General features: G+C 60.7%; 28 protein-coding genes. 10 read left to right on the forward strand and 18 right to left on the reverse strand.

All coding sequences use genetic code 11. The features are described from left to right. Positions 1 to 29: 29 nt before the first annotated feature. A complete protein-coding gene (locus tag ACQ4MS_RS20365) occupies positions 30 to 845 on the reverse strand; it encodes a hypothetical protein (RefSeq protein WP_431096530.1) in 816 nt (271 codons plus the stop codon). A 213-nt stretch (positions 846 to 1,058) separates the two neighbouring features. Then, positions 1,059 to 1,565, reverse strand: a complete 507-nt coding sequence (locus ACQ4MS_RS20370; protein WP_431096532.1) for a disulfide bond formation protein B — start codon at positions 1,563 to 1,565, stop codon at positions 1,059 to 1,061. Positions 1,566 to 1,812: 247 nt separating this feature from the next. On the opposite strand from ACQ4MS_RS20370, the gene ACQ4MS_RS20375 reads away from it, so the two are divergent. Beyond that, the gene (locus tag ACQ4MS_RS20375) at positions 1,813 to 2,223 is read left to right on the forward strand and encodes a VOC family protein (protein WP_431096533.1); all 411 of its coding nucleotides are present in this window, start codon (positions 1,813 to 1,815) and stop codon (positions 2,221 to 2,223) included. An 84-nt stretch (positions 2,224 to 2,307) separates the two neighbouring features. Further along, the gene (locus ACQ4MS_RS20380) at positions 2,308 to 2,583 is read left to right on the forward strand and encodes a DUF2277 domain-containing protein (RefSeq protein WP_431096535.1); all 276 of its coding nucleotides are present in this window, start codon (positions 2,308 to 2,310) and stop codon (positions 2,581 to 2,583) included. Positions 2,584 to 2,657: 74 nt separating this feature from the next. On the opposite strand, the gene ACQ4MS_RS20385 is transcribed toward ACQ4MS_RS20380, so the two are convergent. Continuing rightward, positions 2,658 to 3,692: an NAD-dependent epimerase/dehydratase family protein gene (locus ACQ4MS_RS20385; protein ID WP_431096537.1), complete on the reverse strand. Its 1,035-nt coding sequence runs from the start codon at positions 3,690 to 3,692 to the stop codon at positions 2,658 to 2,660. A 94-nt stretch (positions 3,693 to 3,786) separates the two neighbouring features. Between ACQ4MS_RS20385 and ACQ4MS_RS20390 the strand changes: the two genes are divergently transcribed. Then, on the forward strand, positions 3,787 to 4,674 hold the full coding sequence (locus ACQ4MS_RS20390) for a LysR family transcriptional regulator (RefSeq protein ID WP_431096538.1): 888 nt from the start codon (positions 3,787 to 3,789) through the stop codon (positions 4,672 to 4,674). Positions 4,675 to 4,688: 14 nt separating this feature from the next. Here ACQ4MS_RS20390 and ACQ4MS_RS20395 read toward each other — a convergent pair whose 3' ends face one another. The 7 genes from ACQ4MS_RS20395 to ACQ4MS_RS20425 all read right to left on the reverse strand — a co-directional run bounded on the left by ACQ4MS_RS20395 (position 4,689) and on the right by ACQ4MS_RS20425 (position 11,362). After that, positions 4,689 to 5,777: a sulfate/molybdate ABC transporter ATP-binding protein gene (locus ACQ4MS_RS20395; RefSeq protein ID WP_431096539.1), complete on the reverse strand. Its 1,089-nt coding sequence runs from the start codon at positions 5,775 to 5,777 to the stop codon at positions 4,689 to 4,691. Between the two features lie 10 nt (positions 5,778 to 5,787). After that, entirely contained in the window at positions 5,788 to 6,789 is a 1,002-nt protein-coding gene (cysW, locus tag ACQ4MS_RS20400) for a sulfate ABC transporter permease subunit CysW (protein WP_431096541.1), read from the reverse strand. Further along, positions 6,786 to 7,679 (reverse strand): sulfate ABC transporter permease subunit CysT, encoded by an 894-nt coding sequence (cysT, locus tag ACQ4MS_RS20405; protein WP_431096542.1) that lies wholly within the window; start codon positions 7,677 to 7,679, stop codon positions 6,786 to 6,788. Before cysT ends, cysW begins: the two co-directional genes overlap by 4 nt. Positions 7,680 to 7,690: 11 nt before the next feature. Next, positions 7,691 to 8,698 (reverse strand): sulfate ABC transporter substrate-binding protein, encoded by a 1,008-nt coding sequence (locus tag ACQ4MS_RS20410; RefSeq protein ID WP_431096543.1) that lies wholly within the window; start codon positions 8,696 to 8,698, stop codon positions 7,691 to 7,693. Beyond that, positions 8,695 to 9,294: an RBBP9/YdeN family alpha/beta hydrolase gene (locus ACQ4MS_RS20415; protein WP_431096545.1), complete on the reverse strand. Its 600-nt coding sequence runs from the start codon at positions 9,292 to 9,294 to the stop codon at positions 8,695 to 8,697. The genes ACQ4MS_RS20410 and ACQ4MS_RS20415 overlap by 4 nt, the downstream gene beginning before the upstream one ends. Positions 9,295 to 9,463: 169 nt before the next feature. Then, complete coding sequence (locus ACQ4MS_RS20420) at positions 9,464 to 10,105, reverse strand: peroxiredoxin (protein ID WP_431096547.1); 642 nt, start codon at positions 10,103 to 10,105, stop codon at positions 9,464 to 9,466. A gap of 351 nt (positions 10,106 to 10,456) precedes the next feature. Beyond that, positions 10,457 to 11,362, reverse strand: coding sequence for a LysR substrate-binding domain-containing protein (locus tag ACQ4MS_RS20425; RefSeq protein ID WP_431096548.1), 906 nt, complete (start codon positions 11,360 to 11,362; stop codon positions 10,457 to 10,459). A 266-nt stretch (positions 11,363 to 11,628) separates the two neighbouring features. Between ACQ4MS_RS20425 and ACQ4MS_RS20430 the strand changes: the two genes are divergently transcribed. Next, complete coding sequence (locus ACQ4MS_RS20430) at positions 11,629 to 12,279, forward strand: FMN-dependent NADH-azoreductase (protein ID WP_431096550.1); 651 nt, start codon at positions 11,629 to 11,631, stop codon at positions 12,277 to 12,279. 226 nt (positions 12,280 to 12,505) lie between these two features. Further along, positions 12,506 to 13,426 carry a TauD/TfdA dioxygenase family protein gene (locus ACQ4MS_RS20435; RefSeq protein WP_431096551.1) on the forward strand — a complete coding sequence of 307 codons (921 nt, stop codon included), beginning with the start codon at positions 12,506 to 12,508 and terminating at the stop codon, positions 13,424 to 13,426. Between the two features lie 36 nt (positions 13,427 to 13,462). Here the strand turns inward: ACQ4MS_RS20435 and ACQ4MS_RS20440 are convergent, their stop codons facing one another. From ACQ4MS_RS20440 to ACQ4MS_RS20460, 5 genes are all read right to left on the reverse strand, one after another. Continuing rightward, complete coding sequence (locus tag ACQ4MS_RS20440) at positions 13,463 to 14,863, reverse strand: APC family permease (protein ID WP_431096552.1); 1,401 nt, start codon at positions 14,861 to 14,863, stop codon at positions 13,463 to 13,465. A 3-nt stretch (positions 14,864 to 14,866) separates the two neighbouring features. Continuing rightward, a complete protein-coding gene (locus ACQ4MS_RS20445) occupies positions 14,867 to 15,421 on the reverse strand; it encodes an NADPH-dependent FMN reductase (RefSeq protein ID WP_431096553.1) in 555 nt (184 codons plus the stop codon). Positions 15,422 to 15,690: 269 nt separating this feature from the next. Further along, positions 15,691 to 16,485, reverse strand: coding sequence for a MetQ/NlpA family ABC transporter substrate-binding protein (locus ACQ4MS_RS20450; protein ID WP_431096554.1), 795 nt, complete (start codon positions 16,483 to 16,485; stop codon positions 15,691 to 15,693). Positions 16,486 to 16,674: 189 nt separating this feature from the next. Continuing rightward, positions 16,675 to 17,340, reverse strand: a complete 666-nt coding sequence (locus ACQ4MS_RS20455; protein ID WP_431096555.1) for a methionine ABC transporter permease — start codon at positions 17,338 to 17,340, stop codon at positions 16,675 to 16,677. Continuing rightward, positions 17,330 to 18,397 (reverse strand): methionine ABC transporter ATP-binding protein, encoded by a 1,068-nt coding sequence (locus ACQ4MS_RS20460; protein ID WP_431096556.1) that lies wholly within the window; start codon positions 18,395 to 18,397, stop codon positions 17,330 to 17,332. Before ACQ4MS_RS20460 ends, ACQ4MS_RS20455 begins: the two co-directional genes overlap by 11 nt. A gap of 278 nt (positions 18,398 to 18,675) precedes the next feature. Here ACQ4MS_RS20460 and ACQ4MS_RS20465 point away from each other — a divergent pair, with 278 nt between their 5' ends. Further along, entirely contained in the window at positions 18,676 to 19,278 is a 603-nt protein-coding gene (locus ACQ4MS_RS20465) for a DUF2239 family protein (RefSeq protein WP_431096557.1), read from the forward strand. Positions 19,279 to 19,387: 109 nt separating this feature from the next. On the opposite strand, the gene ACQ4MS_RS20470 is transcribed toward ACQ4MS_RS20465, so the two are convergent. Continuing rightward, on the reverse strand, positions 19,388 to 19,804 hold the full coding sequence (locus ACQ4MS_RS20470) for a hypothetical protein (RefSeq protein ID WP_431096558.1): 417 nt from the start codon (positions 19,802 to 19,804) through the stop codon (positions 19,388 to 19,390). Between the two features lie 541 nt (positions 19,805 to 20,345). Between ACQ4MS_RS20470 and ACQ4MS_RS20475 the strand changes: the two genes are divergently transcribed. The 4 genes from ACQ4MS_RS20475 (at position 20,346) to ACQ4MS_RS20490 (ending at position 23,390) form a co-directional block, all read left to right on the forward strand. Continuing rightward, positions 20,346 to 21,440 carry an acyltransferase family protein gene (locus ACQ4MS_RS20475; RefSeq protein WP_431096559.1) on the forward strand — a complete coding sequence of 365 codons (1,095 nt, stop codon included), beginning with the start codon at positions 20,346 to 20,348 and terminating at the stop codon, positions 21,438 to 21,440. After that, the gene (locus ACQ4MS_RS20480) at positions 21,437 to 21,904 is read left to right on the forward strand and encodes a hypothetical protein (protein WP_431096560.1); all 468 of its coding nucleotides are present in this window, start codon (positions 21,437 to 21,439) and stop codon (positions 21,902 to 21,904) included. The genes ACQ4MS_RS20475 and ACQ4MS_RS20480 overlap by 4 nt, the downstream gene beginning before the upstream one ends. Positions 21,905 to 22,024: 120 nt before the next feature. Further along, positions 22,025 to 22,693 (forward strand): LysE family translocator, encoded by a 669-nt coding sequence (locus ACQ4MS_RS20485; protein WP_431096562.1) that lies wholly within the window; start codon positions 22,025 to 22,027, stop codon positions 22,691 to 22,693. A gap of 52 nt (positions 22,694 to 22,745) precedes the next feature. Then, positions 22,746 to 23,390, forward strand: coding sequence for a glutathione S-transferase (locus tag ACQ4MS_RS20490; RefSeq protein ID WP_431096563.1), 645 nt, complete (start codon positions 22,746 to 22,748; stop codon positions 23,388 to 23,390). 95 nt (positions 23,391 to 23,485) lie between these two features. Here the strand turns inward: ACQ4MS_RS20490 and ACQ4MS_RS20495 are convergent, their stop codons facing one another. Together ACQ4MS_RS20495 and ACQ4MS_RS20500 are read right to left on the reverse strand one after the other, a co-directional pair. Next, entirely contained in the window at positions 23,486 to 24,226 is a 741-nt protein-coding gene (locus ACQ4MS_RS20495) for a ribonuclease T2 family protein (protein WP_431096565.1), read from the reverse strand. A 4-nt stretch (positions 24,227 to 24,230) separates the two neighbouring features. Then, positions 24,231 to 25,892: a phospholipase D-like domain-containing protein gene (locus ACQ4MS_RS20500; RefSeq protein WP_431096566.1), complete on the reverse strand. Its 1,662-nt coding sequence runs from the start codon at positions 25,890 to 25,892 to the stop codon at positions 24,231 to 24,233. Positions 25,893 to 26,001: the final 109 nt, after the last annotated feature.

Below are 26,001 nucleotides of genomic sequence, written 5' to 3' on the forward strand. Positions count from 1 at the left end.
CCACGCCGGAAGCCGCCGGGGGCAGCGCCTTATTCGCGTGTTGCCTGGGGTTTGGGCGGAAGTGGCCGGCCCACGTTGTGGGCGCCCCCGCTGGCCGCCTTCCAATAACCCTTGTCCAGCGTACCGGGATGGTTCTTGACCGGGGTGCCGACCGGCACATTGCCAGGGCGCTGAACGCCTTCTACCGAATAGGTTTTCAGCTTGGGCTTCTCGGTGCTGGAGGGGTTGAGCTCATGAAACTGGTGCGCCACCTTTGAAGGGTTGTCGGGAGACAGCTTTTGTCCACGCACACTCGCCAGCGTTTCAATGTGCGTCATGCACCGCGTCGTGTAGGGGTCGGAAGCCTCACCGAACAGGTGAAACACGCCGTTTTGCTTGCGTTCACGCGTCATCTGCTTGAGCTTCCAGAGCTCGTACACCGACACCTTCGCGCGCATCGCTTCCTTGGAGTCATAGCGGTAATCCCGCCCCTTCTTGACATCGCTTTCCGGGGCCGGACGCGCCAGGAAACGGTCCCTGTGCTCTGTCGGTGTATGGCTGCCATAGGCCAGGTTCGCGTATGACTTGGGCTCGTCTTTGCCGGTCAGCTTGTTCACGGCGCTAAACGGTGCCAAATCCGTACGGGGTGGACCGCTGCCCATCCGGAAATCTTCGTAATGGCCCGACGAACCCCGCCCATATTTGACGGTCATGTGTTCTGGCTGTGTTGGATCCGTCGTGTTTCTCCACGTCGAGAACTTGACCGGCATCAACGGCTTGTTTCCCAGGTAATAGGCGCCGCCAACGGCGCCGACAGTCGCCAGAACCGGAAAGCCAAAGCGCGATAGGAGCCTTTTTGCTGCCATGGGAACCATCCTTGTGCCGCAGCGCGGCAATGTTGATGAGCTGACCTTCCGGTAAAACCGGTGACTGGATATTCAGTCTAGTCATGGCGCGCAGTAGGCGCCATCCCCTTTTCCTGGTGAAAAATTACATGCCCGGGCTTATGGCGTCGCTGCGGCCTCACGCTTGCGGAGCGGCCCGGAGGCAATGCAATGCAAAACGGGCGATGCGTCGATTCAGCGTTTGCGCGCCTGGCGGGCGATCAGCAACAGGCCCACAACCGCGATTGCCACAAAACACAGGAAAGACCAGTTCGCAATCGACAGGCCCAGAAAGGTCCAGTCAATCTTGGTGCAGTCGCCGCTACCTTTGAAGATCATGGGAATGGCGCGCTTGAGCGGAAAGGTTTCGATCATTCCGTAAAAGTCGCGGCCGCAAGACGCTATTTCAGGCGGATACCACTGCAAAAAACTCTGGCGAGCCGCCACAAAAGCGCCAAATCCCGAGAACAACACCATCAGGCCAGAACCGGCGATCAGCAGACCACGGCTTCTGGCAATGGCCGTCACGCCCGCCACCACCGCCACCAGCACCAGCGCATACCGCTGCACGATGCACATCGGGCAAGGCTCCAGGCCGACCACATGCTGCAGATACAGACCAAAGGCCAGCATGGCCACGCAGGCCACAGCGATCAGCGCCAGCACGCGGCGCGGCATGGCGTCGAAATACGTCAAAAACATCAGGGAGCCCTCTTTTTTTCTGGATGCATTATGAATTGTCCAGGGGTTCGGGCGTTTGGTGCGGGATAAGTTCCCTTTGGCGATGCATGCAGGGCAGATTCTTCGCCGCCTTCCCCTTCCCCGTCGTCCCCTCCTCCGGTCCCCTCTCGCCCTTATTTGCCAGCATTTGTCCTACAGATGGGGCGCCCCGGCGGGCGTAGATTTTCAGGACTTCAGTTTTTGGGGACCCACCCGGAAAGGACCCATGATGGAAATACACCGCGGACGACTCATCGACCATGTCCACCTGCGCGCCCACGACCTCGCGGCCAGCAAGCGCTTTTACCGCGCCGTGCTGAAGTCACTAAACAAGGAAAGTGCCATCCAGGAAGCCGACGACCATTTCTCGGCCGACGAGTTGTGGATGGACCAGGCCGACGGCCCCACCTCGCACGTTCATCTGGCCTTCCGGGCTAAAGATCACGCAGAGGTCAAAGCCTTCTACGAAGCCGCCTTGGCCGCAGGCGGCACCGACAATGGCGCACCGGGCGAACGCAAATACCACCCCGGCTACTATGCCGCCTTTGTGCTGGACCCGGACGGCAACAACATCGAAGCGGTGTACCACGGGCCTTTCACTGCCTCGGCAGAGTCGGTAGTGATCAGGCCTGCTGAATAGATAAAACCAAGATGGACGAAGGTTTAAGGCTGGCGGCAAAATGCACCTTGAATGATTTCAAGTCTTTTGCTTCGAGGAGCCGCCATGTGCCGCAACATCAAGACCTTGTTCAACTTCGAGCCGCCGGCTACGGAACTCGAGATCCGTGACGCTTCGCTTCAATTCGTGAGAAAGCTCAGCGGCTTCAACGTCCCCTCCAAAGCAAACGAAGCGGCATTCGATCGTGCGGTAGAAGAAGTCGCGGCCTCGGCACGGGTTCTGATGCGGTCGCTGGTGACCAACGCCGAACCGCGCAACCGGGAAGTGGAAGCCGAACGGGCGCGGGCCAGGTCGGCATTGAGGTTTGGCACGAGCCAGTAGCCTGGCGCGCCCCAAAGCCGGCCTAGCCCAACTGAAAGCGTTTGACGACATCAAGAGGCGGGGCCCGGTTTGTATCAGCAATGGCTGACATTCCCCTGATTGACATCCTCGCCATGCGCACCAAGGCAGCCCAGCCCTTGCAGGGTTTCCTCCATAGCAATGTCCAGCGGCGTGTGCGGCTCCGCACCGAGCGCCGCCACCAGGGAGGCGTTGTCCAGGCGTACCGGCGTGTTCCAGAGGTAGCGCATCTGACGCAGCTCGCGCAGGGTCTCCACAAAGGGCGCGGCCAGCGTCACCGCCCACCAGGGAAAGGATTTGATTGACGGCTGAGGGCCACCGCGCCGTGCGACGACACGGCAGATCGCCTCAGCCAGCTGGCGGCCGTCGGCATCCCACTGGCCATTCATGTGGAATGTTGCAAACGCAGGCAGAACGTCACGCCGGGCCAACAAAGCGACCATCGTGCGCGCCACGTCCGGCAGATAAGCCCATTGGTGGCCGACGCCAGGTTTGCCGGGGAGCTTCACGCTGCGCACCGGCGCGCCCGGCTGAATCAGGCCCTGCGAGAACCAGTTGTTGCCAGAAGTTGGCCCGAAGAAGTCCCCCGCACGCACGATGATCACCCGGCAGCTGCCCTGGCCGCTGTCGGTGGTTGCGTCCTTGAGCCGCTGCTCGAGTTGCACGCGAATCGCACCTTTGGCCGTTTGCGGGTGTTGCGGTGAATCCTCCCGCAGGCTCGGAAATGCGTCCGGCCCGTAGTTGTAGACCGTACCGGGCAACACGATGGTCGCGCCCTGCGCCCGGGCGGCCGCAATTGTGTTGTCCAGCATGGGCAGCACCAGCTCGCCCCAGCGGCGATAGCCGGGCGGATTGACGGCGTGCACTATCACGCCGCAGCCTTGGGCTGCAGCCATGACATCACCCGGGTTCATCGCATCGCCACACAGCCAGATGATGCCGCCACGTTGCTCGCCTGGCCGCGGCTCTCCTCGGCGAAGGGCGCGAACCTGCCAGCCTGCCGCCTCCAGTTGCCGAGCGACCTCACCGCCGATGCCACCGGTTGCACCCAGGACCAGAGCCGTGTTTGATCTGTCTTGTTTGTTGCTCATGTCAATCCCCAAAAAAGTTGCGATGGGGAAATTCTGGGACCTGAGGCATCAAAATGGAATTGACTAAAGCAGGGTAACGGCTATACATTTTTGTATGGAAGAAGATGCTGGCTGGGAGCTTTACCGCTCGTTTTTAGGGGTGCTGCGCGAGGGTTCGCTCTCAGGTGCGGCACGGTCTTTGGGCGTGGCACAACCTACGGTCGGGCGCCATGTCGCCTCGCTTGAAAAGTCGCTCGGCCTGGCGTTGTTCACGCGCTCACAAACCGGGTTTGCGCCGACCGAAGCCGCACTGGGGCTCCAGCCCTTCGCCGAGGAAATGGCCAGCGCCGCAGCCGCCCTGCGCCGCGCCGCCGAAAGCCAGGGTGACGGTGTGCGCGGCACGGTGCGGGTCACAGTGAGCGAAGTCATCGGCGTCGAAGTGCTGCCCCCCATCGTCGCGCAACTGCAGCGCACGCACCCGGGGCTGACGATAGAACTGGTTCTGACCAACCGCGTGCAGGACCTGCTGCAACGCGAAGCCGACATTGCCGTGCGAATGACACAGCCCAAGCAGGACCTGTTGATCGCCCGAAGTGTGGGCGAAGTGGAGCTGGGTCTCTACGCGCGCCGCGATTACCTGGACGCGCGCGGGACGCCGCAATCATCAACGGACCTGGCGCAGCATGCGCTGATCGGGTTTGACGAAGAGACACCCTTCCTGCGTTCGGCGCGCAAAGCCTTGCCCGCATGGAAGCGGGCGGCATTTTCCACACGTACCGACAGCGACCTCGCACAACTGGCACTGATACGTGCCGGCGCCGGCATTGGTGTGTGCCAGTCAGCGCTGGCGGCGCGTGACCCCGCCTTGGTGCGGGTTCTGCCTGGCGAGTTGTCCTTCAAACTCGAAACCTGGCTGACCATGCACGAAGACCTGCGCCACAGCCCGCGTTGCCGCGTCACCTTCGACGCATTGGTCGAGGGTTTGCAGCAGCATATTGGTTAAAGCCGGGCGCGCGACTACCCCTCCACAAACACCCTCGCCTTGCGCGGCGTCACCACCAGCATGTCGCCTTCGCGCAAACCCATCTCGGCAAATTGCTGTGAAGTCATCTGGGCTTCAATGATCGAATCGCCTGAAACTTTGCCTTTTTGCTCATAGCCTTCTGCGGGAATCAACTCAAGCCGCGCGATCGGGCCGATCACAATGGCACGCTCCAGGTGGGCGACGATGCCTTCGGCGCCCGGTGCATAACGCTGCACGTCCAGATCGTGCGGGCGCACATAGGCAAAGGCCTTGGCGTCCTGTGCGCCGGCGTGTTCGGGTGAATTGAGGCGCAGGCCTTCGAGCTGGACTTCACCCTCGTGTGCGCGGCCGTGGAACAGGTTCACGTCACCGAGGAAGCCGTACACAAACGGGCTGGCCGGATGGTCCCAAACCTCTTGCGGCGAACCGATCTGTTCGACCTTGCCCTGGTTCATCAGCACCACGCGGTCGGCGACTTCCAGCGCTTCTTCCTGGTCGTGCGTCACAAAAATGCTGGTGACATGCAGGTCGTCGTGCAGGCGGCGCAGCCAGCGGCGCAGCTCTTTGCGCACCTTGGCGTCGAGCGCGCCGAAGGGTTCGTCGAGCAGCAGCACCTTGGGCTCCACCGCCAGCGCACGGGCCAGGGCAATGCGCTGGCGCTGCCCGCCAGACAGCTGTGACGGGAAGCGCTCGGCCAGCCAGTCGAGTTGCACCAGGTTGAGCAGAGAGTGGACTTTTTCCTTGATCTGCGCTTCGCTGGGCCGCTGGCCGCGGGGTTTAACGCGCAGGCCGAAAGCCACGTTTTCAAACACCGTCATGTGGCGGAACAAGGCGTAGTGCTGAAAGACAAAGCCGACCTGGCGCTCGCGGACATGCACGTCGGTGGTGTCTTCACCGCTGAAGAGGATGCTGCCGCGGTCGGCCGTTTCCAGGCCGGCAATGATGCGCAGCAGCGTGGTCTTGCCGCAGCCTGAAGGGCCGAGCAAGGCGACGAGTTCGCCCGATTGAATGTCCAGGCTGACATCGCCCAGCGCCTGGAAGTCGCCAAAATGTTTGCTGACGTTGCGGATTTCGATGCTCATGATGTTTCCTTTAGCGAACGGCTGCCACAGCAGCTTGGGGCTGTGGGCGCTCAGGCGGCAAATCGGCCGCGGCTTTCATTTCTGCTTCGTGGCGCCATTCGGCGACCGACTTGATGACCAGCGTGACCAGCGCGAGGATGGCCAGCAGCGACGCCACGGCGAATGCGGCGACGGACTGGTATTCGTTGTACAGAATTTCAACGTGGAGCGGCAGCGTGTTGGTCTGCCCACGAATGTGGCCCGACACCACCGACACCGCACCAAACTCTCCCATGGCGCGTGCGTTGCACAGGATGACGCCGTACACCAGGCCCCACTTGATGTTCGGCAGGGTCACATGCCAAAAGGTTTGCCAGCCCGTGGCACCGAGCACAATGGCGGCCTGCTCTTCGTCGTTGCCTTGTGCCTGCATCAGCGGGATCAGCTCACGCGCGATGAACGGAAACGTCACAAACACCGTGGCCAGCACAATGCCGGGCACGGCAAAAATGATCTTGATGTCATGTGCCAGAAGCCACGGCCCGAACCAGCCCTGTGCGCCAAAGATCAGCACGTAGATCAGGCCGGCCACCACGGGCGACACGGAAAACGGCAGATCTACCAGCGTCGTCAGAACCGACTTGCCGCGGAACTCGTACTTGGCAATCGCCCAAGCCGCGGCCACGCCAAACACCAGGTTCAGCGGCACGGCAATCGCGGCGGCAATCAAGGTAAGCTTGATGGCCGACCAGGCATCGGGCTCCTGTAGCGCGGCAAGGTAGGCGCCAAAGCCCTTGCGCAGGCCTTCGGTGAACACGGCGGCCAGCGGCAGGATCAGGAACAGCAAGACAAACGTCAGCGCGACCGTGATCAGCGTGTAGCGAACCCACGGGGATTCGGTCGTGCCGGACGCGACACGGCGGTTGGGCTGGGATGAAACGGCCGAGCGCCGCGAAGGGCCGCCCCGAGCAAGCTCAGCCCCCTCGGGGGGCAGCGCAGTACGCGAAGCGACAAGCGTGGGGGCCTGTTTCATGCCGGGGCTCCCGCGTTGCGGCGCTGCCAGGCTTGCAGGCCGTTAATGACGAGCAGCAGGACAAACGACACCAGCAGCATCACCACCGCAACGGCCGTTGCGCCGGCGTAGTCATATTGCTCGAGCTTGCCGATGATGATGAGGGGCGTGATTTCAGAAACCATGGGCATGTTGCCGGCGATGAAGATGACCGATCCGTATTCGCCAATCGCTCGCGCGAACGCCATGGCAAAGCCGGTGAGCAAGGCCGGTGTGATGTGCGGCAGGATGACCTTGGTGAATATCTGTAGGCGCGTGGCGCCCAGCGAGGTGGCGGCTTCTTCGAGTTCTTTCTCGGCGTCTTCCAGCACCGGCTGCACCGTGCGCACCACAAACGGCAGGCCGATGAAGATCAGCGCAATCACCACACCGGCTGGCGTGAACGCCAGCTTGATACCCATGGGCTCGAGGTACTGGCCTATCCAGCCGTTGCCGGCCAGCAATGCCGTCAGCGAAATGCCGGCCACGGCCGTCGGCAGCGCAAAAGGCAAGTCCACCAGCGCGTCGACGATCTTTTTGCCCGGGAATTTGTAGCGCACCAGCACCCAGGCCAGCAGCAGACCAAACACCAGGTTCACCAATGCGGCGATCAGCGATGCCCCAAACGTAAGACGGTAAGACGCCAGCACGCGCGGCGATGTCACCGCCGTGATGAACTGGTCCCAGCTCAGCGTGAAGGTTTTGAAAAACAGCGCCGAGATCGGGATCAACACGATCAGGCTGAGGTAGAGAACGGTGTAGCCCAGCGTGAGGCGGAAGCCGGGCAGCACGCGTTTTGCGGCGCGTTTGCTACCCGCAGGCACACCCGGCACCACCGCGGAAGGCGGCGCCACAGAAGACAAGGCAGTCATGATGGCGCTGTTTACTTGACGGTGTACAGCTTGTCGAACTGCCCGCCGTCATTGAAGTGCACTTTTTGCGCCTCGCCGAGGCTACCGAACAGCTCCTGCACCGTAAAAAGCTGCAGCGGCTTGAAGGTGCTGGCGTATTTTTTCAGGATGGCCTGCGAGCGCGGACGCAATGCATGGCGTGCGGCAATTTCCTGGCCTTCATCTGAATAAAGGTAGTTCAGGTAGGCCTTGGCCAGGTCTGCCGTACCCTTTTTGGCTACGGTGCGCTCCACCACCGCCACCGGGTTCTCGGCCAGGACGCTGATGGACGGGTAGACCGCGTCCACCTTGCCTTCGCCGAACTCCCTGTTCACCGACAGCACTTCGGACTCGAAGGTGATCAGCACATCGCCGATATTGCGTTGCAGGAACACCGTGGTCGCGTCGCGACCGCCCTTGCCCAGCACTGGAACGTTTTTGTACAGCTTGCCGACGAACTCGGCGGCCTGCACGTCAGTGGCGCCCTTCTTCTTGGCGTAACCCCAGGCGGCAAGGTAAGCGTAGCGGCCATTGCCACCGGTTTTTGGATTCACCAGAATCACCTGGATGCCGGGCTTGAGGAGGTCGTCCCAGTCCTTGATGCCCTTGGGGTTGCCGTTGCGCACCAGGAAGAGCATGGTGGATGTGGTGGGTGATGCGTTGTCGGGAAATTTCTTCGTCCAGTCCTTGGCGACCACACCGGCACCGGCCAGGAAGTCCACGTCGGTGGAGGTGTTCATGGTGACCACATCGGCATCCAGGCCGTCGGCCACGGAGCGCGCGATGGCGCTGGAGCCACCGTGCGACTGGTCAACCTTGATGTCTTTGCCCGCAGTTTTTTTGTAGTGGGCAATGAAAGCGGCGTTGTATTCCTTGTAAAACTCGCGCGCCACGTCATACGAGCCATTGAGAAGCGTTTGTGCCGAGGCCGTGCCTGTGAATGAAGCGCCCGCTGCCAGTGCCAGTGTTGCAAGGGCGATTTTTAGTTTTGAAGAAGTCATGCCGTTTCCAGGGATCCAAAAGAAGAAGACGAAGAATTTGCCGAAGAAGAAAAATCAAGGTGCGCGGCCGTCAGGGACGCATCTCCTGCCAGCGACTGCAACAGGGCAATGCCCAAAGGCCATTCGCCGTGGCCCGATTCAATGTTGATGTGTCCGGCATCTTGCATGCGCACAAACTCGCTGCCCCAGGCACGGGCATAGGCGCCAGCCAGACGCACCGGGCAATACGGGTCGTTGCTGCTGGCCACCAGCACGCTGCGGTACGGCAGCTTCTGGTAGGGTACCGGCGCAAAGTCGCTCAGCACAGCGCGGCGCTCCGGGTCTGCCGGCGCTACCAGCAAAGCGCCGTGGATGCGCTCTGCGGCCTCAGGCGGCAAATGCGCCGTGGCAATGCAGCCCAGGCTGTGCGCCACGATCACGACGGGCTCGTCCTGCAGCACGATGGTGTTGGCCAGCGACGCGATCCAGGCTTTGCGCGAAGGTGTGATCCAGTCGTCCTGGCGCACGCGCACTGCATTGCTCAGGCGCTCGGCCCACAGGCTTTGCCAGTGGCCGGGGCCCGAGTCGCGCCAGCCAGGGACGATGATGAAACGCACGGTAGTGATTCTCAGCAGGTTTCAAGCAAGCGAGCCACACCAAGCGCCACTGCGGGCAACTGCGCTGCCATTCGCAAGCCGGGGCCGCGGAACCGGCTTTGCCGGGCCGCAGGCGCAGCGGCCCCCTCGGGGGGCAGCGTACTACGCGAAGCGAAAAGCGTGGGGGCCATCATTTGTTTGGCTGGGGCGTGATGCGCAAATAAGGCCGTACTGCCTTGAAGCCTTTGGGAAAGCGCACGGCAAGCTCGGCCGGATCCTGCAGGCTGGGCACGATCACGACGTCGTCGCCATCTTTCCAGTTGGCGGGCGTTGCCACCTTGTGGCTGTCGGTCAGCTGCAGCGAGTCGACGACGCGCAGAATCTCGTCAAAGTTGCGCCCGGTGCTGGCCGGATACGTGAAGGTGGTGCGGATGACCTTTTTGGGATCGATGATGAAAACGCTGCGCACCGTGGCCGTGGTGGAAGCGTTCGGGTGGATCATGTCGTAGAGGTTGGCCACGGTCTTGTCCGCATCGGCCAAGATGGGGAAGTTGACGGTCGTGTTCTGCGTCTCGTTGATGTCATTGACCCACTGGCCGTGCTTGTCGAGCGGGTCCACGCTGACGGCGATGGGTTTGACGTTGCGTTTGGCAAATTCGCTGCTCAGGGCCGCGGTTTTGCCCAGTTCGGTGGTGCAGACGGGCGTGAAGTCTGCGGGGTGCGAAAACAGCACCACCCAGGAATCGCCAGCCCACTGGTGAAAGGAAATCTTGCCAGCGGTGGAGTCCTGGGTGAAGTCGGGGGCGGTGTCGCCGAGTCTGAGAGTAGCCATGCTGTGCTCCTTGATTGCTGATCAAAGCATTGTGGGGAGCAAGCGTTAAAACTCAAAAGAATATATAGCTCTTAATTTATCTCAATAAAAGAATAACGATTGCACTGTTTTGGTCACTGCAAGCCGCTATTCTTTTGATAGCTGCTAGCGCCCAGTTCTATTGGCCTACAACAATATTTCTCATGAAAAGCAGCACTTGCAGTGACCCACCGGCAGCCAGTTTTTCCGTCGTTCTGGCCGATCTTTGAATATTAGAACCGCCATCAGCCCAATAAGAACGGGCAATGACAGCTATCAAATTCATAGCACCTTCACTCACCCCGCGGCTGGCCGATCCTCCGAATCGACCCTTCAAACCAGGTTTTCACCCCGCATCCGCTCTCCCAGAAAGTCCAGAAAGCTCCGAACCGCCGGACTCTGCCCGCGCCGCGACGTGAACACCGCATGCGCCACACCGGGGCGAAGCGCCCAGCCGGGCAGCACCGGCACCAGCAATTGCGCCTGCTGCTCCGCCGCGCTCAGAGACTCGGGCAAAAAACTCATGCCGGTCCCCGCCAGCAAAGCCAGCTTCAGGGTTTGCAGGTCATCGGCCACATAGCGCGGCTGGTGATGCAGGACAAACTCTTTCCCGTCGGGTCCCACCAGCGTCCACGACGCGCGGCCGTCCACCCAGGACATGGCCACGGTGTCGAGCTTTTGCAGGTCTTCGGGTTTTACGGGCGTGCCCTGGCGCTTCAGCAGATCCGGGCTGGCCAGCAGGCGGCCGGTGCTGGTGCCCAGGTTCTTCACGATCAGGCTTCCGCTGTCTTCCAGCGTGGGCCGCACGCGCAGGGCGATGTCGATGCCCTCTTCCACCAGGTCAATCACCCGGTTGGTCACGCGCATGTCGATTTTCACGTGGGGATGAAGCGCCATGTAGCGCGGCACCAGGTAGCCCACCGCGCTTTGGGCCAGCGTCACCGGGCAGGTGATGCGCAGCGTGCCGCGCGGCTCAACCTGCATTTGCGCCACAGCTTCCGATGCGGCCAGTGCCTCGTCGCGCATGACACTGCAGTGGCGCAGGTAGATCTCGCCGACCTCGGTCAGTGAGAGCTTGCGTGTGGTGCGCTGCAACAGCCGCGCACCCAGCCGCGCCTCCAGTTCAGCCACGCGGCGCGACAGGCGCGACTTGGGCAGTCCCAATGCCCGGCCGGCTGCGGCAAAGCCACCCCGTTCCACCACTTCGGCGAAGTACAGCATGTCATTGAGGTCTTGCATAAAGGGAATGTCCTTTCGTCGATTTCATTCCGGCGCCAAAGGTCCGGATGGGACAAGCCTGGACAGTCGTGAGAAGGCCCGATCCAGGCAAATCATGATTTTGAGCGAGCAATTGTCCCACCAACAGGACGATAAGTCACATTTTTGCCGACTTATCAATCACTCGACTCATCCGCACAATCTATTCCATGGCTGCGGTTCAAGGTGAACACGGCCTGAAAAACCGACTCATCCCACCTGATCAAACACTTCACAAGGAATCCACCATGACCAAGCTTCTTCACATTGACTCCAGCATCCTCGGCGGCAACTCGGTTTCCCGCCAACTCACGGCCCAGATCGTGGCCTCATGGACCACCGCCAACCCCGGCACCGAAGTCAGCTACCTCGACCTGGCCGCCGACACGCCCTCCCACCTTTCCGCCGAATCGCTCGGTTTTCGCATGCCTGCCGACGCCGCCCTGAGCGACATGCAAAAGCGTGAAAACGCCGTGTCTGAAGCACTGGTGTCGCAGTTCCTGGCTGCCGACGTGATCGTTGTGGGCGCACCGCTCTACAACTTCGCGATCCCCAGCCAGCTCAAGGCCTGGATCGACCGCATTGCGCAAGTCGGCCGCACCTTCAAGTACACCGATAAAGGCCCCGTTGGCCTGGCCGGCGGCAAGACGGTGATCGTGGCGTCCGCCCGCGGTGGTGTGTATTCGACCAGCGACGCCATGACGGCCCTGGAACACCAGGAAAGCTACCTGAAGGTCGTGTTCGGTTTCTTCGGTATCACCGACGTGCGTTTTGTGCGCGCTGAAGGCCTGGCCATGGGCGAAGCCGCCAAGGCAGCCGCCCTGGAAGCCGCGCAGATTGAAATCGTGGCTCACACCCAAAAATCCGCCAACCAGGAAAAGGCCGCACTGGCTGCCTGAGTTGCCAGTGCCCGGCGCTACGCCGTAGCGCCGCCCATAAAAAGCCCGCATTTGCGGGCTTTTTTGTTGCCGTCACTGCTGAGGGCAGCAGACCAGACCTAAAAGTAATTAGCAACCACTAAATAGGTTGTTGGTTTTCAGCTGGGGCACCCCTACACTCTTCGGCTGGCCGGCAGAGCCGGGTGCAGCTGAGAAGTGAAGCTGAAAATGACGATGAAAGGTGACGATGACAGCGACTTTGGCCCCAGGTGATCGCGCAAATGCGGCAGCAACCACGCAGCACGAACACACCCATTCCTCGATCGAAATCCGGCCCTTTGACGCCCCGCTAGGCGCCGAAGTGCTGGGCATGGATTTGTCCAGGCCGCTCAGCACGGCGGACTTCAGCCGCATCCACCGCGCGCACCTCGATCACCATGTGCTGGTTTTTCGCGACCAGCGCATCACCCCGCAGCAGCACGTTGACTTCAGCCGCCGCTTTGGGCCGCTGCAGATCCATGTGCTGAAAAACTTCCAGCTGCAAAACCACCCGGAAATCCTGATCGTTTCCAATATCAAGGAAAACGGCGAACCCATCGGCCTGGGCGACGCCGGCCATTTCTGGCACTCGGACCTGTCCTATAAAGACAAACCCAGCCTGGGCTCGCTGCTGCATGCGCAGGAGCTGCCCTCCGAAGGCGGCGACACGCTGTTCGCCAACCAGCACACCGCCTGGGACACCCTGCCCACAGCGCTGAAGACCGCCGTGGAGGGTCTGCGCGCCGAACACACCTACCTCGCCAAATACGAAGAGCTGCGCAGCCGCAACCCGTGGCGGCCCAAGCTCACGCAGGAGCAGGTTGAAGAAGTCAAGCCGGTCGTCCACCCCGTCGTGCGCACCCATCCTGAAAACGGCCGCAAGGCGCTTTTTGTCAGCGAGCATTTCACCACCCGCATCCTGGACATACCGGAAGACGAAAGCCTGGCACTGCTGAGCGAATTGTTTGAGCACACGTCGCGCCCTGAACTCATCTACCGCCACCAATGGCAGCCGCATGACATGGTGTTCTGGGACAACCGCTCGGTCACCCACCTGGCCGCCGGCACGCCCGACCACCTGCGTCGCAAACTCTACCGCACCACGATTGAAGGCGACGCGCCGTTCTAAACGGCGCCTGATCAGCGCCCGGCCAGCCGGAGCAGGCTAACCGGCCGGTGCGCTGGCGGCCTTGCTCGGCGCCGCGCGCTGCACCAGCAGGGTCACGCCCCACAACACCACCCCAATCGCCAGCAGGATAGCGGCAATGGTGTACTGAATGCTGGCGCGTCCCGTCCACGGGCCCACCAGAAAAGCGCAGCAGACGGCGCCCAGCACCGGCAGCACCGTTGGCGTGCGAAAGTGCCTGTGAGCCACCTTGTCCTTGCGCAGCACCAGCACCGAGATATTGACCACCGTGAACACGGCCAGCAATAGCAGCGCCGTGGTGCCGCCCAATGCCGGTACTTCACCCACAAAGGCAATCAGGCCGAAGGCCAGCAAGGTGGTAAAGCCAATCGCTACGTAAGGCGTGCGCCGCGCCGCGTGCACCTTGCCCAGCACGGGAGGCAATACACCCTCCCGGCTCATGCCGTAGACCAGCCGGCTCGCCATCAGCATGTTGATGAGCGCGCTGTTGGCAACGGCGAACATGGTGATAAAGCCGAACAGCTCCACCGGAAAGCCCGGCGCGCCCGCCTGCACCACCTGCAGCAGCGGGGTTTCACCCTCACCCAGCTTCTCGGGCGAGACCAGCGTGATCGCCGAGACGGACACCAGCACATAAATGATGCCGGTGATGAACAGGCCCGCCAGCAGCACCTTGGGAAAGATGTTTGACGGCTCCTTGCACTCCTCGGCCATGTTGACCGAGTCCTCGAAGCCGACCATCGCAAAAAAGGCCAGCGTGGTCCCCGCGATCACCGACCAGAACGCGCCTCCGCTTTCTGGGGAAGCCTTGAACTGCGTGACCCGTGATACATCGCCCTGCCCGGTGCCAATGGCCCACATGCCGATGCAGATGATGATCAACAGCCCGGTGAGTTCCACGCAGGTCAGCACCACATTGGCCTTGACGCTTTCCCCCACGCCGCGAAAGTTGACGGCCGCCACCGCCGCCATGAACAACAGGCCCACCGCCGTGATGCCCAGGCCGCGTCCCAGGTCCAGGTCAAACGCGCCCGCCAGGTTGGCCGCGAAGGCACGCGAAGCCGTCGACGCGGACGTGATGCCCGAGCACATCACCGCAAACGCGATGATGAAAGTGATGAAGTGAACGCCAAAGGCCTTGTGCGCATAGAGCGCCGCGCCGGCGGCGCGCGGGTATTTGGTGACCAGTTCAAGGTAGCTGAAAGCCGTAATCAGTGCGACCACAAAGGCCACCACAAAAGGCAGCCAGACGACCCCGCCGACCTGCTTGGCCACCTGGCCCGTCAGCGCATAGATGCCGGTGCCCAGGATGTCGCCGACGATGAACAACAGCAGCAGCCATGGACCCATGACGCGGTGAAGCGAAGGCTCGGCAAGCGGGCTACCGGCGGGTTTCGCAGGAGCAGGCGCGGAGGCCATGGCTCAGGCACCCGCGTGCGTTTTGACAAAACCCACATAGGCATCGACCCAGCCCTGCAGGAACTTGCGGCTGGCCTCGCTGATGTTGCCATCGGCGTCGTACAGGCCTTCCTTGTTGTGCACAAAGGCTTCAGGCTGGCCCAGCGTGGGCACGTTGAGGTAGGCCAGGATATTGCGCAGGTGCTGCTGGGCCAGCGCGGTGCCAATAGCACCGACCGAGGCCCCAATGACACCGGCGGGCTTGCCGTCCCATACGCTCTGGCCATAAGGGCGCGAAGCGTGGTCAATGGCATTTTTCAGCACGCCGGGGATCGAGCGGTTGTATTCTGGCGTGAAGAACAACAGGCCTTGCGCCGCCGTGATCTCGCCCTTGAGGCGTTTGACCTGTGCTGACGGATTGCCGTCATCGTCCTGGTTGTACAGCGGCAAATCGTCAATGCGCACGGCGGTGAAACTGAAGTCTGCGGGGAACAGCTTTTCCAGCGCCTTGGCGAGTTTCTTGTTGAAAGAGTCTTTGCGGATACTGCCGATGATGACGGCAATGTTGTACTGGGCCATGGGATTCTCCAGAAGGGATGAGAGGAACGGGGCTGATCAAACCAGCAATGTCAAAAGACATTCCCGGTTTTAAATCAGTTCACCATCACATTCTGTAGGACTGCAGGACAGAATGCGCCGACGCTCCCAAAGCGCCGACCCGAAAACGCGCAGCTGCCACGGCGCAAAAGACCCGCTCCCTTCAGCCGCCTGGTGAAGCCGGCAAGCCAGCACTCTTGTCGGCGCCGGTCCACCAAGGTCCTGCTTTTTGCGCTCCGCCGGGCTTGCGTTCAGAACCCTGCCAGCACCGCACCCTTGAACTCGGCCTGCACATACTTGCGGATTTCTTCCGAGTGGTAGGCCTTGACCAGCTTGGCCACCCAAGGCTTGTCCTTGTCCTGCTCACGCACGGCCAGCAGGTTGACATACGGTGACTTGGCGGCTTCCTGGGCAATCGCATCCTTGGGGTTCAGCCCGGCTGACAGCGCGTAGTTGGTGTTGACGGCCGAGGCATCCAGATCGTCCAGCGAGCGCGGCAGCTGCGCGGCGTCAAGCTCCACAAATTTCAGTTTCTTCGTGTTCTCGATCACGTCGAGCGGCGTGGCCTTCAAGCCGGCTTCGGGTTTGAGTTTGATCAGGCCCTTGTCCTGCAGCACCAGCAACACACGGCCGCCATTGGTCGGGTCATTGGGAATACCGAAACGCGCGCCCTCTTTCAGCTCGGCCAGGCTCTTGACCTTTTTGGAATAGAGGCCGATCGGAAAGTTCACGGTGTAGCCGACGTTGACGATCTTGTAGCCACGGTCCTTGACCTGCTGATCGAGGAAGGGCTTGTGCTGGTAACTGTTGCCGTCCAGGTCGCCGGCGGCCAGCGCGGCGTTGGGCTGGATGTAGTCGCTGAACTCGACGATCTGGATCTTCAGGCCGTCTTTTTCGGCGATCTTTTTGACCTGCTCAAAAATCTGCGCGTGCGGGCCGGCGGTGACGCCGATCTTCAGCGGCTTGTCTTGCGCCAGCACGGCGCCGGCGAAGGAGGCAGCCAGCGCGAGTGCGACGGCGGACTGGATGAGGGTGCGTTTTTTCATGGTGTTTCCTTTTTTGAAGATGAATGAATCTGGAATGAATCCGGAATGAATCTGTTGTGACCTGAAAGTCGGCTCTCAGGCCTTTTTCAAGAGGCAAATCGCGCTCTAGCCCAATAGAAATTGGCGCAAGCAGCTATCAAAAGCATAGCAACCAACATCGCCGCGCATGGCTGTCGTGGATGGATGGGGTCATTTGTGGCTCAGCCGGCGGACGGCCCAGTCGCCCAGGCTTTGCACAGCCTGCACAAACAAAATGAGCACCAGCACCACGGCCAGCATGACTTCAGGCAGGAAACGCTGGTAGCCGTAGCGGATGCCCAGATCGCCCAGCCCGCCGCCGCCAATGGCGCCGGCCATGGCCGAGTAACCCGTCAGGCTGACGAAGGTGATGGTCAGGCCCGCGACGATGCCGGGCAGCGCCTCGGGCAACAGTACCTTGAAGACGATTTGCCGCGTGGTCGCACCCATGGCCAGCGCGGCTTCGATGAGCCCGTGGTCCACCTCGCGCAGCGAGGTTTCCACCAGACGCGCAATGAACGGCGCCGCCGCGATGGTGAGCGGCACCACCGCCGCTGCCGTTCCGATGGATGACCCGGTGATGAAGCGCGTCAGCGGAATGATGGCCACCAGCAAAATGATGAAAGGCGTGGAACGCACCGCATTGACAAGGCCACCGACGACGCGGTTCACGCCCGCGTTCTGCAGCACGCCGCCCTCGTCCGTCAAGCGCAAAAACACCCCCAGCGGAATGCCGAGGAGCGCGCCGACTGCGCCCGAGATGCCGACCATGATGATGGTTTCCCACAGCGAGCTGACAAAGAGCTCAAGCAGGGCTTGTGAGAAATTACTGAACATGAGCCAGACCTCCAGATAAATCTGCACCAACCTCGTCGACATGCACACCGGCACCGCGCAAATGCGCCACCGCTGCGTTGAGCTGCTCACGCGCACCACGCGCAAACACCGCCAGCGAGCCGAAAGGCTTGCCCTGGATTTCATCGACCTGCCCGTGCACGATGGACAGGTCAATGCCAAAGCGGCGGATCACGTCCGACAGCAGCGGACGGTCCGACTCGTCGCCCGCAAAAGCCAGGCGGAGCAATTGGCCTTCTTCAGGGTGCTCGGCGCTCATCAGCGTGCGGATGCGCGCCAGCACGCTGTCGGGCAACTCCTGCGGCACGATCTCGGCGATCAGGCTGCGTGTGGTGTCGTGTTGGGGCCGTGTGAACACGTCGATCACCGGGCCGCTTTCAACAATGCGTCCGGCGTCGATCACCGCCACGCGGTCTGCCACCTGCTTGATAACCTGCATCTGGTGCGTGATCAGGACGATGGTGAGGCCGAATTCCTTGTTGATCTGGCGCAGCAGGCCGAGGATGGAGCGCGTGGTTTCCGGGTCCAGCGCAGACGTTGCCTCATCCGACAACAGCACCTTGGGCCGGTTGGCCAGTGCGCGCGCAATGCCCACACGCTGCTTTTGCCCGCCGCTGATCTGCGCCGGGTAACGGTTTGCCAGTGCACTCAGGCCGACGAGGTCCAGCAAGGGCTCAACACGCGCCCTGATGTCCGCGGCCGACAAGCCCGCAATTTCCAGCGGCAAGGCGACGTTGCCGTACACGGTGCGTGACGACAGCAAATTGAAATGCTGAAAGATGATGCCGATATCGCGCCGCGCCACACGCAGCGCTTCGCCGTTCAGCGCGGTCAGTTCCCGGCCACCTACCAGTACCTGGCCGGCCGTCGGCCGGTTCAGCAGGTTGACCACGCGCACCAGCGAGCTTTTGCCCGCACCGCTGCGGCCGATGATGCCGTAGACCTCGCCTGGATGGATGTGAAGGTCGACACCCCTCAGCGCCTCGACCGGGCCTGTAGAGCCCTTGTACGTCTGAAAAATACCCTTGAGCTCGATCATGAAAGCTTGCTAACCCTTATGTCCCGGCTCGAATTGCCGGGAACTCTTTTTTGAACAGGTAGCGAATATAAAAGCCTCAACCTAAAACTCAAAAGAATATTAAATAAGTTCATTAGATTATTAATTAGCTAAAGATTTGACTTTCGTCCGTTCATCGATCTTTTCGAGGGGGGGGTTTACTTAATTTACCCGGATGATATATACTCAAATTTAACCCGGGCAAAATCACTCCTTACCCTGCCTTCCGGATTTACCTTAATCACCCTTTGACCACTGTCATGACTTCTACAACCCCCGCCGCATCCCCCACCCTGACCGCCTTTGCCGGCCTTCATCGCATTGCCAGCGGCACACGCCGCGAGCTGCTAGCGCAATTGCGTGCCAGCCCGCAGCCGCCGGATATCCTGCTGCGCGTGTTCAACGACACCACGGGAGAGCGCCTCGACTTTGACCTGCGGCCAGACGCCGTGGACAACATCGATAACGATGCGGCAGACATACCGCCGCCTGCCGAGCCGGAGATGCCGGCGACGCGCGCTGTCGGCCGTCCCAAACTCGGTGTGGTGGCGCGTGAGGTCACCCTGTTGCCGCGGCACTGGGAATGGCTGAGCCGCCAGTCCGGTGGTGCATCCGTCGCGCTGCGCAAGCTGGTGGAAGAGGCCCGCAAATCCAATGAAGCGCGGGATACAGCGCGCAGCGCCCGCGAAGCCGCCTACCGTTTCATGACGGAAATGGGCGGCGATTTTCCAGATTTTGAGGAAGCTTCGCGGGCCTTGTTTGCAGGGGACCGGGCGCGCTTTGAAAGCCTTGTCGAGCCCTGGCCGGAAGATGTGCGAACCTACCTGGTGAAGCTGGCCGATGCAAGCTGGTATGGTGCCTGAGGCCATCCTGTATTGCGGCCTGTCGCATCCCGACTCCAGCAGCAGCAAGAAAGCCGACGGGCGACAGAGTGAGCCGCGCCAAGACGCCGCGTTGACACCTGTCGGGAGGTTAGCCGGGCGCAGCCGTCAGCAGTGGACAGCCGACAGGACCGGCCCGCGTGCCGGACTGAGGCGTCAACGGCATCAGTGGCGCCAGCCCGGCCGGGCGGCTGTCCGCAAATTCGGGTAAATGTTCAGCCAGTTGCTCAAAGCCGGTCACTATCCAGGGGCAGACCCAATGCCGGACCCAGTGCGCCATGGCGATTCTCGGATCGCCGATGTGGAGGCTGTCCGCAAAACGCGGGCTTTTAAAGGAGCGGGCTACCTGCCGCTCGACCAGCGGCGTGGCCTCATCGGCAATCCAGTCGAGGAACGCAGGTGACATCTTGAGGCGGCTGGCTTTGACGAGCTCGATCACCAGGCCATCCAGCGCTGCGATGGCCAGGATGGAAACTTCTTCGACGGAGATGGGGTGGCTGCGAATCATGGGGAAGACGACAGGAAGCAGGATGGCCGCGCAAAAGGGCAAGGGGGTCAATCTTGCCCGCACGACATGACAGCTCTGTGTCGAAAAGGCACGTCCCTATCGTCGGGTCGGGACGGAAGGCCTTGAGGCCTATCGTCCGGCGGAAGTGGCACGCAGCTTCAGGGTTGTAAGAGCATGTGAACGCAGACAGTGCTCATGTCCGGGCCTGTGAGATGGCCACAAGCGGCGTAGCAGGCCGCCAACGAGTAAAACGCGGAATTTTTTGCCACAAATGGCCGCGAGCACTGTGCATGGGGGTACATATTTTTATGATTTTTAGCGCATTAACACCCCGAGTGCCATAGACGCCATTGCCATGACGCCGACATAATTTCCGGATCAACCGCAGTTGCAGCGGAGGGCCATGCGTTGCCTGTCAATGTTCTCAACCTGTTGACTGAAGGATCTGAATGAATATCATCAAAAAAGCCCGAAAGCTCATTGCTGCCAATCCGCAATCGGACTCCGCTCAAACACCTGCCCCGCTGTTGCGTGCGCTTTCATGACCCAACGCAACGCCACCGTCGACATCGCCCGAGGCATCGGGATCATCCTGGTCGTGCTGGGGCACAACTGGACGGTTTTGCAGGAAAGGGGCGAACTCTTCCGGGTCATCTACTCCTTTCATCTGCCGCTGTTCTTTTTTCTCTCGGGCCTGTTCCTCCGGGATACTGATTCACCGGGGAAATTTGCACTGTCGCGGGCGGACTCTCTTTTAAAGCCGTATTTCGTTGTGCTGGTACTTCTGGGCGTCTTCATGGCACTCAATCCGCTGACGGCTTCCGCGACCAGAATCGCCCCGCTGACTTATTTTTCAGGCGTCCTGTACGCCACGGCGTCCACCATCGCCTGGGCACCGCTATGGTTTTTGCCGCATCTCTTCGTGGCGTTGATTGTGGCCATGGCCATCCTGCGCACCACCGTGGCGGCCAGGCACCGCCCGGCCTGGCTCCTTCTCATCGCCTCGGCTCTGCTGCTGATGGGCATCTGGTGGATAGGCAGGTTCTGGCAGGCCGACACAGAGGCCTTGTCGTTCATGGGCCTGAAGCAACTGCCCGGGCTTCCCTGGAGCCTTGACCTCATGTTCATCAGCACTGCGTTCATCCTGGCCGGATTCCTGTTCAGGACGCAAGTTGCCAGCATGCATTTCAGTGCTCTCGGGTTTCTTGTTTCGGCGGTCGCCTTCATCTCGCTGCATGGTTATTTTGACGAGGCCATGGACTTGAACCTGAGGTCTTACGGCAACCCGCTCGTGTCGACTTTGCAGGCGGCCCTGGGCATCTACCTCGTTCTCAGCGGCTCTTCACTGTTGCAACGGTACGCAGTAGTGCGGCGCCCGCTGACCTATATCGGCGCGGGTAGCCTGGTCATCCTGGTGTTTCACGGCGTCGCGCAGGGACGCGCCTTCCTGGTGCTTTCCCGCTTCAGCCAGAACGACTATCTTGTGGGGGCCGCAAGCCTTGCCGCAGGCGTGCTGCTTCCCTTGCTGGTGCTGGAAATTGCCAAACGCCAACGCTACCTGGCGGCCCTGCTCCTGCCCCTGCCACGGAAACCCGGTCCTTTGATCCCGCCGCAACTTTCGGAAACCCACCCATGAATCACGAGCTCTCTCGCCTGGCAGCCGACGTCCGCCTCAGTGACCCAGACCAGGAACTACTTCGCCTCGCGTTTGGCCTGGCTTGCGCCAGCCGCGTGCAGCATTTACTGGAAGACCCCAAGGCCATTGATGGCCTGGCGCAGCTTCAGGCTTTCGTCGACGGCAAGCTGGGCAGGTCCGAACTCGCGCAGGCAGCGCAGGAGATGGCCGCGCTGGCCAGCAGCCATCGCGGCTCCAATTCGATCGATGGCTCCGCGCATGCGGCTGTCTCGGCCACCTACACCGTGGCCAACGCGATGGCCGGCCGGGCTCTTGAGGCGGCCGGTTATGGAGCTTATGCCGCCATCTATGGCTACGGCGGCTATGCGGTCAACGACCCGTCGGCTTTTGAGGGTGAATTTGCCTGGCAGACCGGGAAACTGAGGGAACTGGCCCACGCCTTCACAGCGCGCTGCAACGCCTGACACATCGGCACCCCAACGCCTGCCAAGAGCCTCCCAGCGAATACGCAGCACGTATACAAGGCCTGCACTGGCGCCGCCTGCGCGGTATAAACGTCAGGTCTTCTTTTTTGGCTCCGCACCATGACCACACTCTTCGTCTCCGCTTTCCTGCTCGGGCTCCTTTTCAATGCCGCGCCCGGTGCCGTCTTTGCTGAAACCGTGCGCCAGGGCGTGCGTGGTGGTTTTCGCCCTGCCCTCGCGGTACAAATCGGCTCACTGGCCGGCGACGCGCTGTGGGCCTTGCTGGGACTGGTCGGCATTGGGTTGCTGCTTCAGCTGGAATGGATCCGCTGGCCTGTTGGCATTGCGGGTGCGCTCTACCTTTTCTGGCTTGCCCGTGATTCATGGCTTTCTGCCAGCCAGGAGTTCGCCTTGACAAGCCCCGCAACGGCCCAACCCCAAAAAGCCATGCGCGCCGGCGTGCTCTTGTCCGTCACCAACCCGCAAAACATCGCCTACTGGGCAGCGCTGGGCAGCGCCCTTGGCGCTGTCGGCATCCATGAACCCACGGCTACGGACTACGCAGTCTTCTTTCTGGGTTTTATGGTGTCGTCGGTCGTATGGGCCTTCTTCTGCGCGGCGGTGGTTGACCGGATCTTTCGCCGTGCCGGCATGCGCTGGGCCAAGGTGACCTACAAACTGTGTGCCGCCGCGTTTCTGGCGCTGGCCATCGGCTCGGTGCGTGACCTGATGGTTCAGTCGTCGCCCCTCCCCACACAAGACAAGCCCGCCGTGACCGGCAAGCCCTGAATACCCGGCACACCACCTCATCAGATCAACCATTCACTCAACAGGACACTTCATGCAACTCGTCGGAATGCTCGACTCGCCCTATGTTCGCCGCGTGGCCATTTCCCTGCAGCTTCTTGGCCTGCGCTTTGAACACCAATCGCTGTCCGTCTTCAGTACCTTCGAGCAATTCCGGCAGATCAATCCGGTCGTCAAAGCGCCCTCCCTGGTATGCGATGACGGCACAGTACTGATGGACTCCACGCTCATCATTGACTACGCCGAAGCGCTGGCCGCGCAACAGTCGCCGCCCCGGAGCCTGATGCCGGCGGCGATTGCCGAACGCCAGCAGGCGCTACGTGTGATCGGCCTGGCCATGGCCGCCTGTGAAAAGAGTGTGCAGATCATTTACGAAAGCATGCTGCGCCCTGCTGAAAAGCTGCACCAGCCCTGGGTGTCCCGCGTCACGGGCCAGTTGCTGGCAGCCTATGGCGCGCTCGAATCGGAACTTCAGCGCAAGCCGCTGGCGGCGACCAGCGGCACCATGGGCCAGGACGGCGTAACCGTGGGCATTACCTGGCATTTCACGCAGGCCATGATTCCCGAGGTCGTGAACGCGGCCGACTACCCGGCCCTGCGTGAATTTTCGGCCCGGGCAGAGCAATTGCCTGAGTTCAGGGCTGCGCCGCACGGCGATGAGGTTTACAAATCCGCGTAAAACTCCAGGATGACGGAAGCTCTGCAGAATGAGATAACGACTTCACCGAGCTACCGGCAGATTCGCGCCCTGCAGCACTTGCAACCTCCACTCAATCACCTATAGATTGGACGAACAGATATCACCTGACTATCTTTCGTCCCCTGCCCTCGACAACTCGCTGGCTGAAAGTCCAGGTCGAGGCAAATCCACATTTCCCTAAAGTAGTTGCCGCTCGCTACGGTCACTGCACTGTTGTCGGATCGCAGCTTGTTATCGTTTACCGCGACAAAGGCGTCTTTGATGTCTGAGACTTTCAAAATCAGACCTCGTTTCTCGACCCGTCCAGCTTTGACCAGGTCTTCGTATCGTGGCCGCTTATATGTCGACCACTGCTTTTCGATCGTGTCGAAATACTGGGAAGGAGTGTCCCAACCACAAGTGCCATGAGCTTGCCATTCGTTCTGCATCAGATCGACACCCGGCACCGTGCACAGATGTTTTTTGAGCAGCTCCGGAGTTAGCGATTTACCAGCCTTGCAGTTGCGCGGATGCTCTTTGCTGTTGCGCGCGATAGCTGACTGTGGCCACAAGCCATGTACGACGAAATCAAAGTTCTTCGCGTTGAGTTGGCATTGAAATGCGTGCGCTGCGTCATTGCGCCGGGTTTCGCAGTGTTCGGGTGACCAGGAGAGTACGAAGGCGTAGTAGTCTGTCTTTGAAAGATTGGGGTCAGCCGCAGGCTTGAGGACTGGCGTACCAATACTTTGCGGAAGCAGGCATTGCTGTGCGGGCGTCGCGCCGCACCAGAGAACCGCGACTAGCGCCAGAAACATGGAGTGGAGATGTCTCGTCATCAATTTATCCTGCAAAGTATTTACGACGCATGGCCTTAATGCTCCCCCGGCTGTAGTACGGGGGGACCCATTCAGCGGCAGTTTCAAACAGATTCTTGGGTTCCCAGCGGGCAGCGTCATCGCCGTTGGTGACATAGCGGGCCAGAGACTCGCGGAACGCATGATGCGCAAACAGACGCATGTATTCAGTGAAGTAGATATCGGCTACGCGTTGATCGCCCTTGATCACGATCATGTTCTCGTCGTTGTTCTTCACGCTGTTGTTGCTGAAGTTTGCCGATCCTGTAATGACGATGGGATTGGCGCCCAGCGGATCGCACAGCATGAACTTGGTGTGCACCCAGTTGACGTTGACGCCCAATCCCTTGGCCTCAAGCAGCCAGCCGTCGACCTTTTTCGTAAAGACGCGGGAGCCTACGGCAAGCACAACGTTGGCTCGCTTTCGTATCTCCAGCGTGTCCGCCTCTACCCGTTCACGGTACGCGGCGTTGCCGCCGTTAACGACTTTGTCAAGCAAGGCAAAGCGCAGCACGTCGCCGTCCTGACGGTAAACGTCTCTGAACTCATCGCCGATGCCGAACGGAAAATTCATGAACAAGCCCTTCTCCGCCTGATTTGCCACCTCGCACATCCAGCCAATAGCCTCCGCATTTGCGTACGGTAAAAACATGGCGAAAGCTGCAGGCAAATTGTTTGCTGGTGGTAGCGGCCTTGTCATGTTCCATTCCTCAACGTCTGCTAACGGTTTGTCGTCCGCCAGGTACTGCCAGTATTCCAAAAAGTCTTTGGCCATTGCCGCGCCTTCAATAACGTGCGCCACGTTGAGCTGGCCAATCATGGCGTTCCGACTCAGGTTGGCCGATCCCGTAAGTACGGCTTGCGGCTTGCCCTTGCGGCTAAGGACCATGAACTTGTTGTGCATTAGCTCCACCACTGTGCGCTTGATGCAAATGTTGTTCATATTTAGTGCGCCAATCATCTCCTCGTTACCCACTGTCGTGTCCTTGCCGGGTTTTGCGCTGTATACAAGTTGTACTTTTACGCCGCGGATGCTTGCGTCGATTAGCGCCTGCAACACCGGCTCGTACTTTGTCTCGAATATCGCGCAATGCAGTTCGTACTCGGCAGACTCGGCCCGCGCAATAAAGCTGAGGATGCCCGGAAGAAGATCACGCGTTAGCCAATTAACGGCTGCGGCACCCACCTTGTCGGGGTCTTCGTTGTTAAACCGCCTGGCATAGGCTTGGGACGCGATAGCTCCCCGATTGAAGTAGACCGAATGCGGGTTGCCGTCAGCCGTTTCGGTCTTAACCGTAACAATGCATTTGGCCGCTGTCGTTAGCGCGCTGGCCGTGCCTCCCCTTGCATGCACTTCGTAGTCGTAGCTGGTGTCGGGCTCAGCCGTGTAGTCAGCCCACTGAAAGCTCTGAAACGGATGCTTGTAGGAGGAGTAGTCCGTGTTGTCGCCCTGATCTTTGTACTGGCTGGCAAAAGACTTTAGCCCGCGCAACCATTTGCTTTCACCGGACGCGCCGTCGGTGCGTTTGATGGAGAAACCCATCAAATCCCCGCTACTCGCCTGCGGCATGTCGAACCCCAGGAAGACGACGTTGGTGCCAGCAATGGCATTAACCGTTAGCTTGGGCGTGGTTGTTTTGTTGCGCATCTCGCTGCTCCTGGTTAGTTGTCTTGCTCTTCTGATATGCGCTGGGGCGCAGGCTGGCAAGTAACTGTGGCAGGCAATGCAGCGCCTGCATATCCTGCAAATAGGGGAT

The organism is Polaromonas aquatica (genome assembly GCF_050626995.1).
In the GTDB taxonomy this organism is placed as follows: domain Bacteria; phylum Pseudomonadota; class Gammaproteobacteria; order Burkholderiales; family Burkholderiaceae_C; genus Polaromonas; species Polaromonas aquatica_A.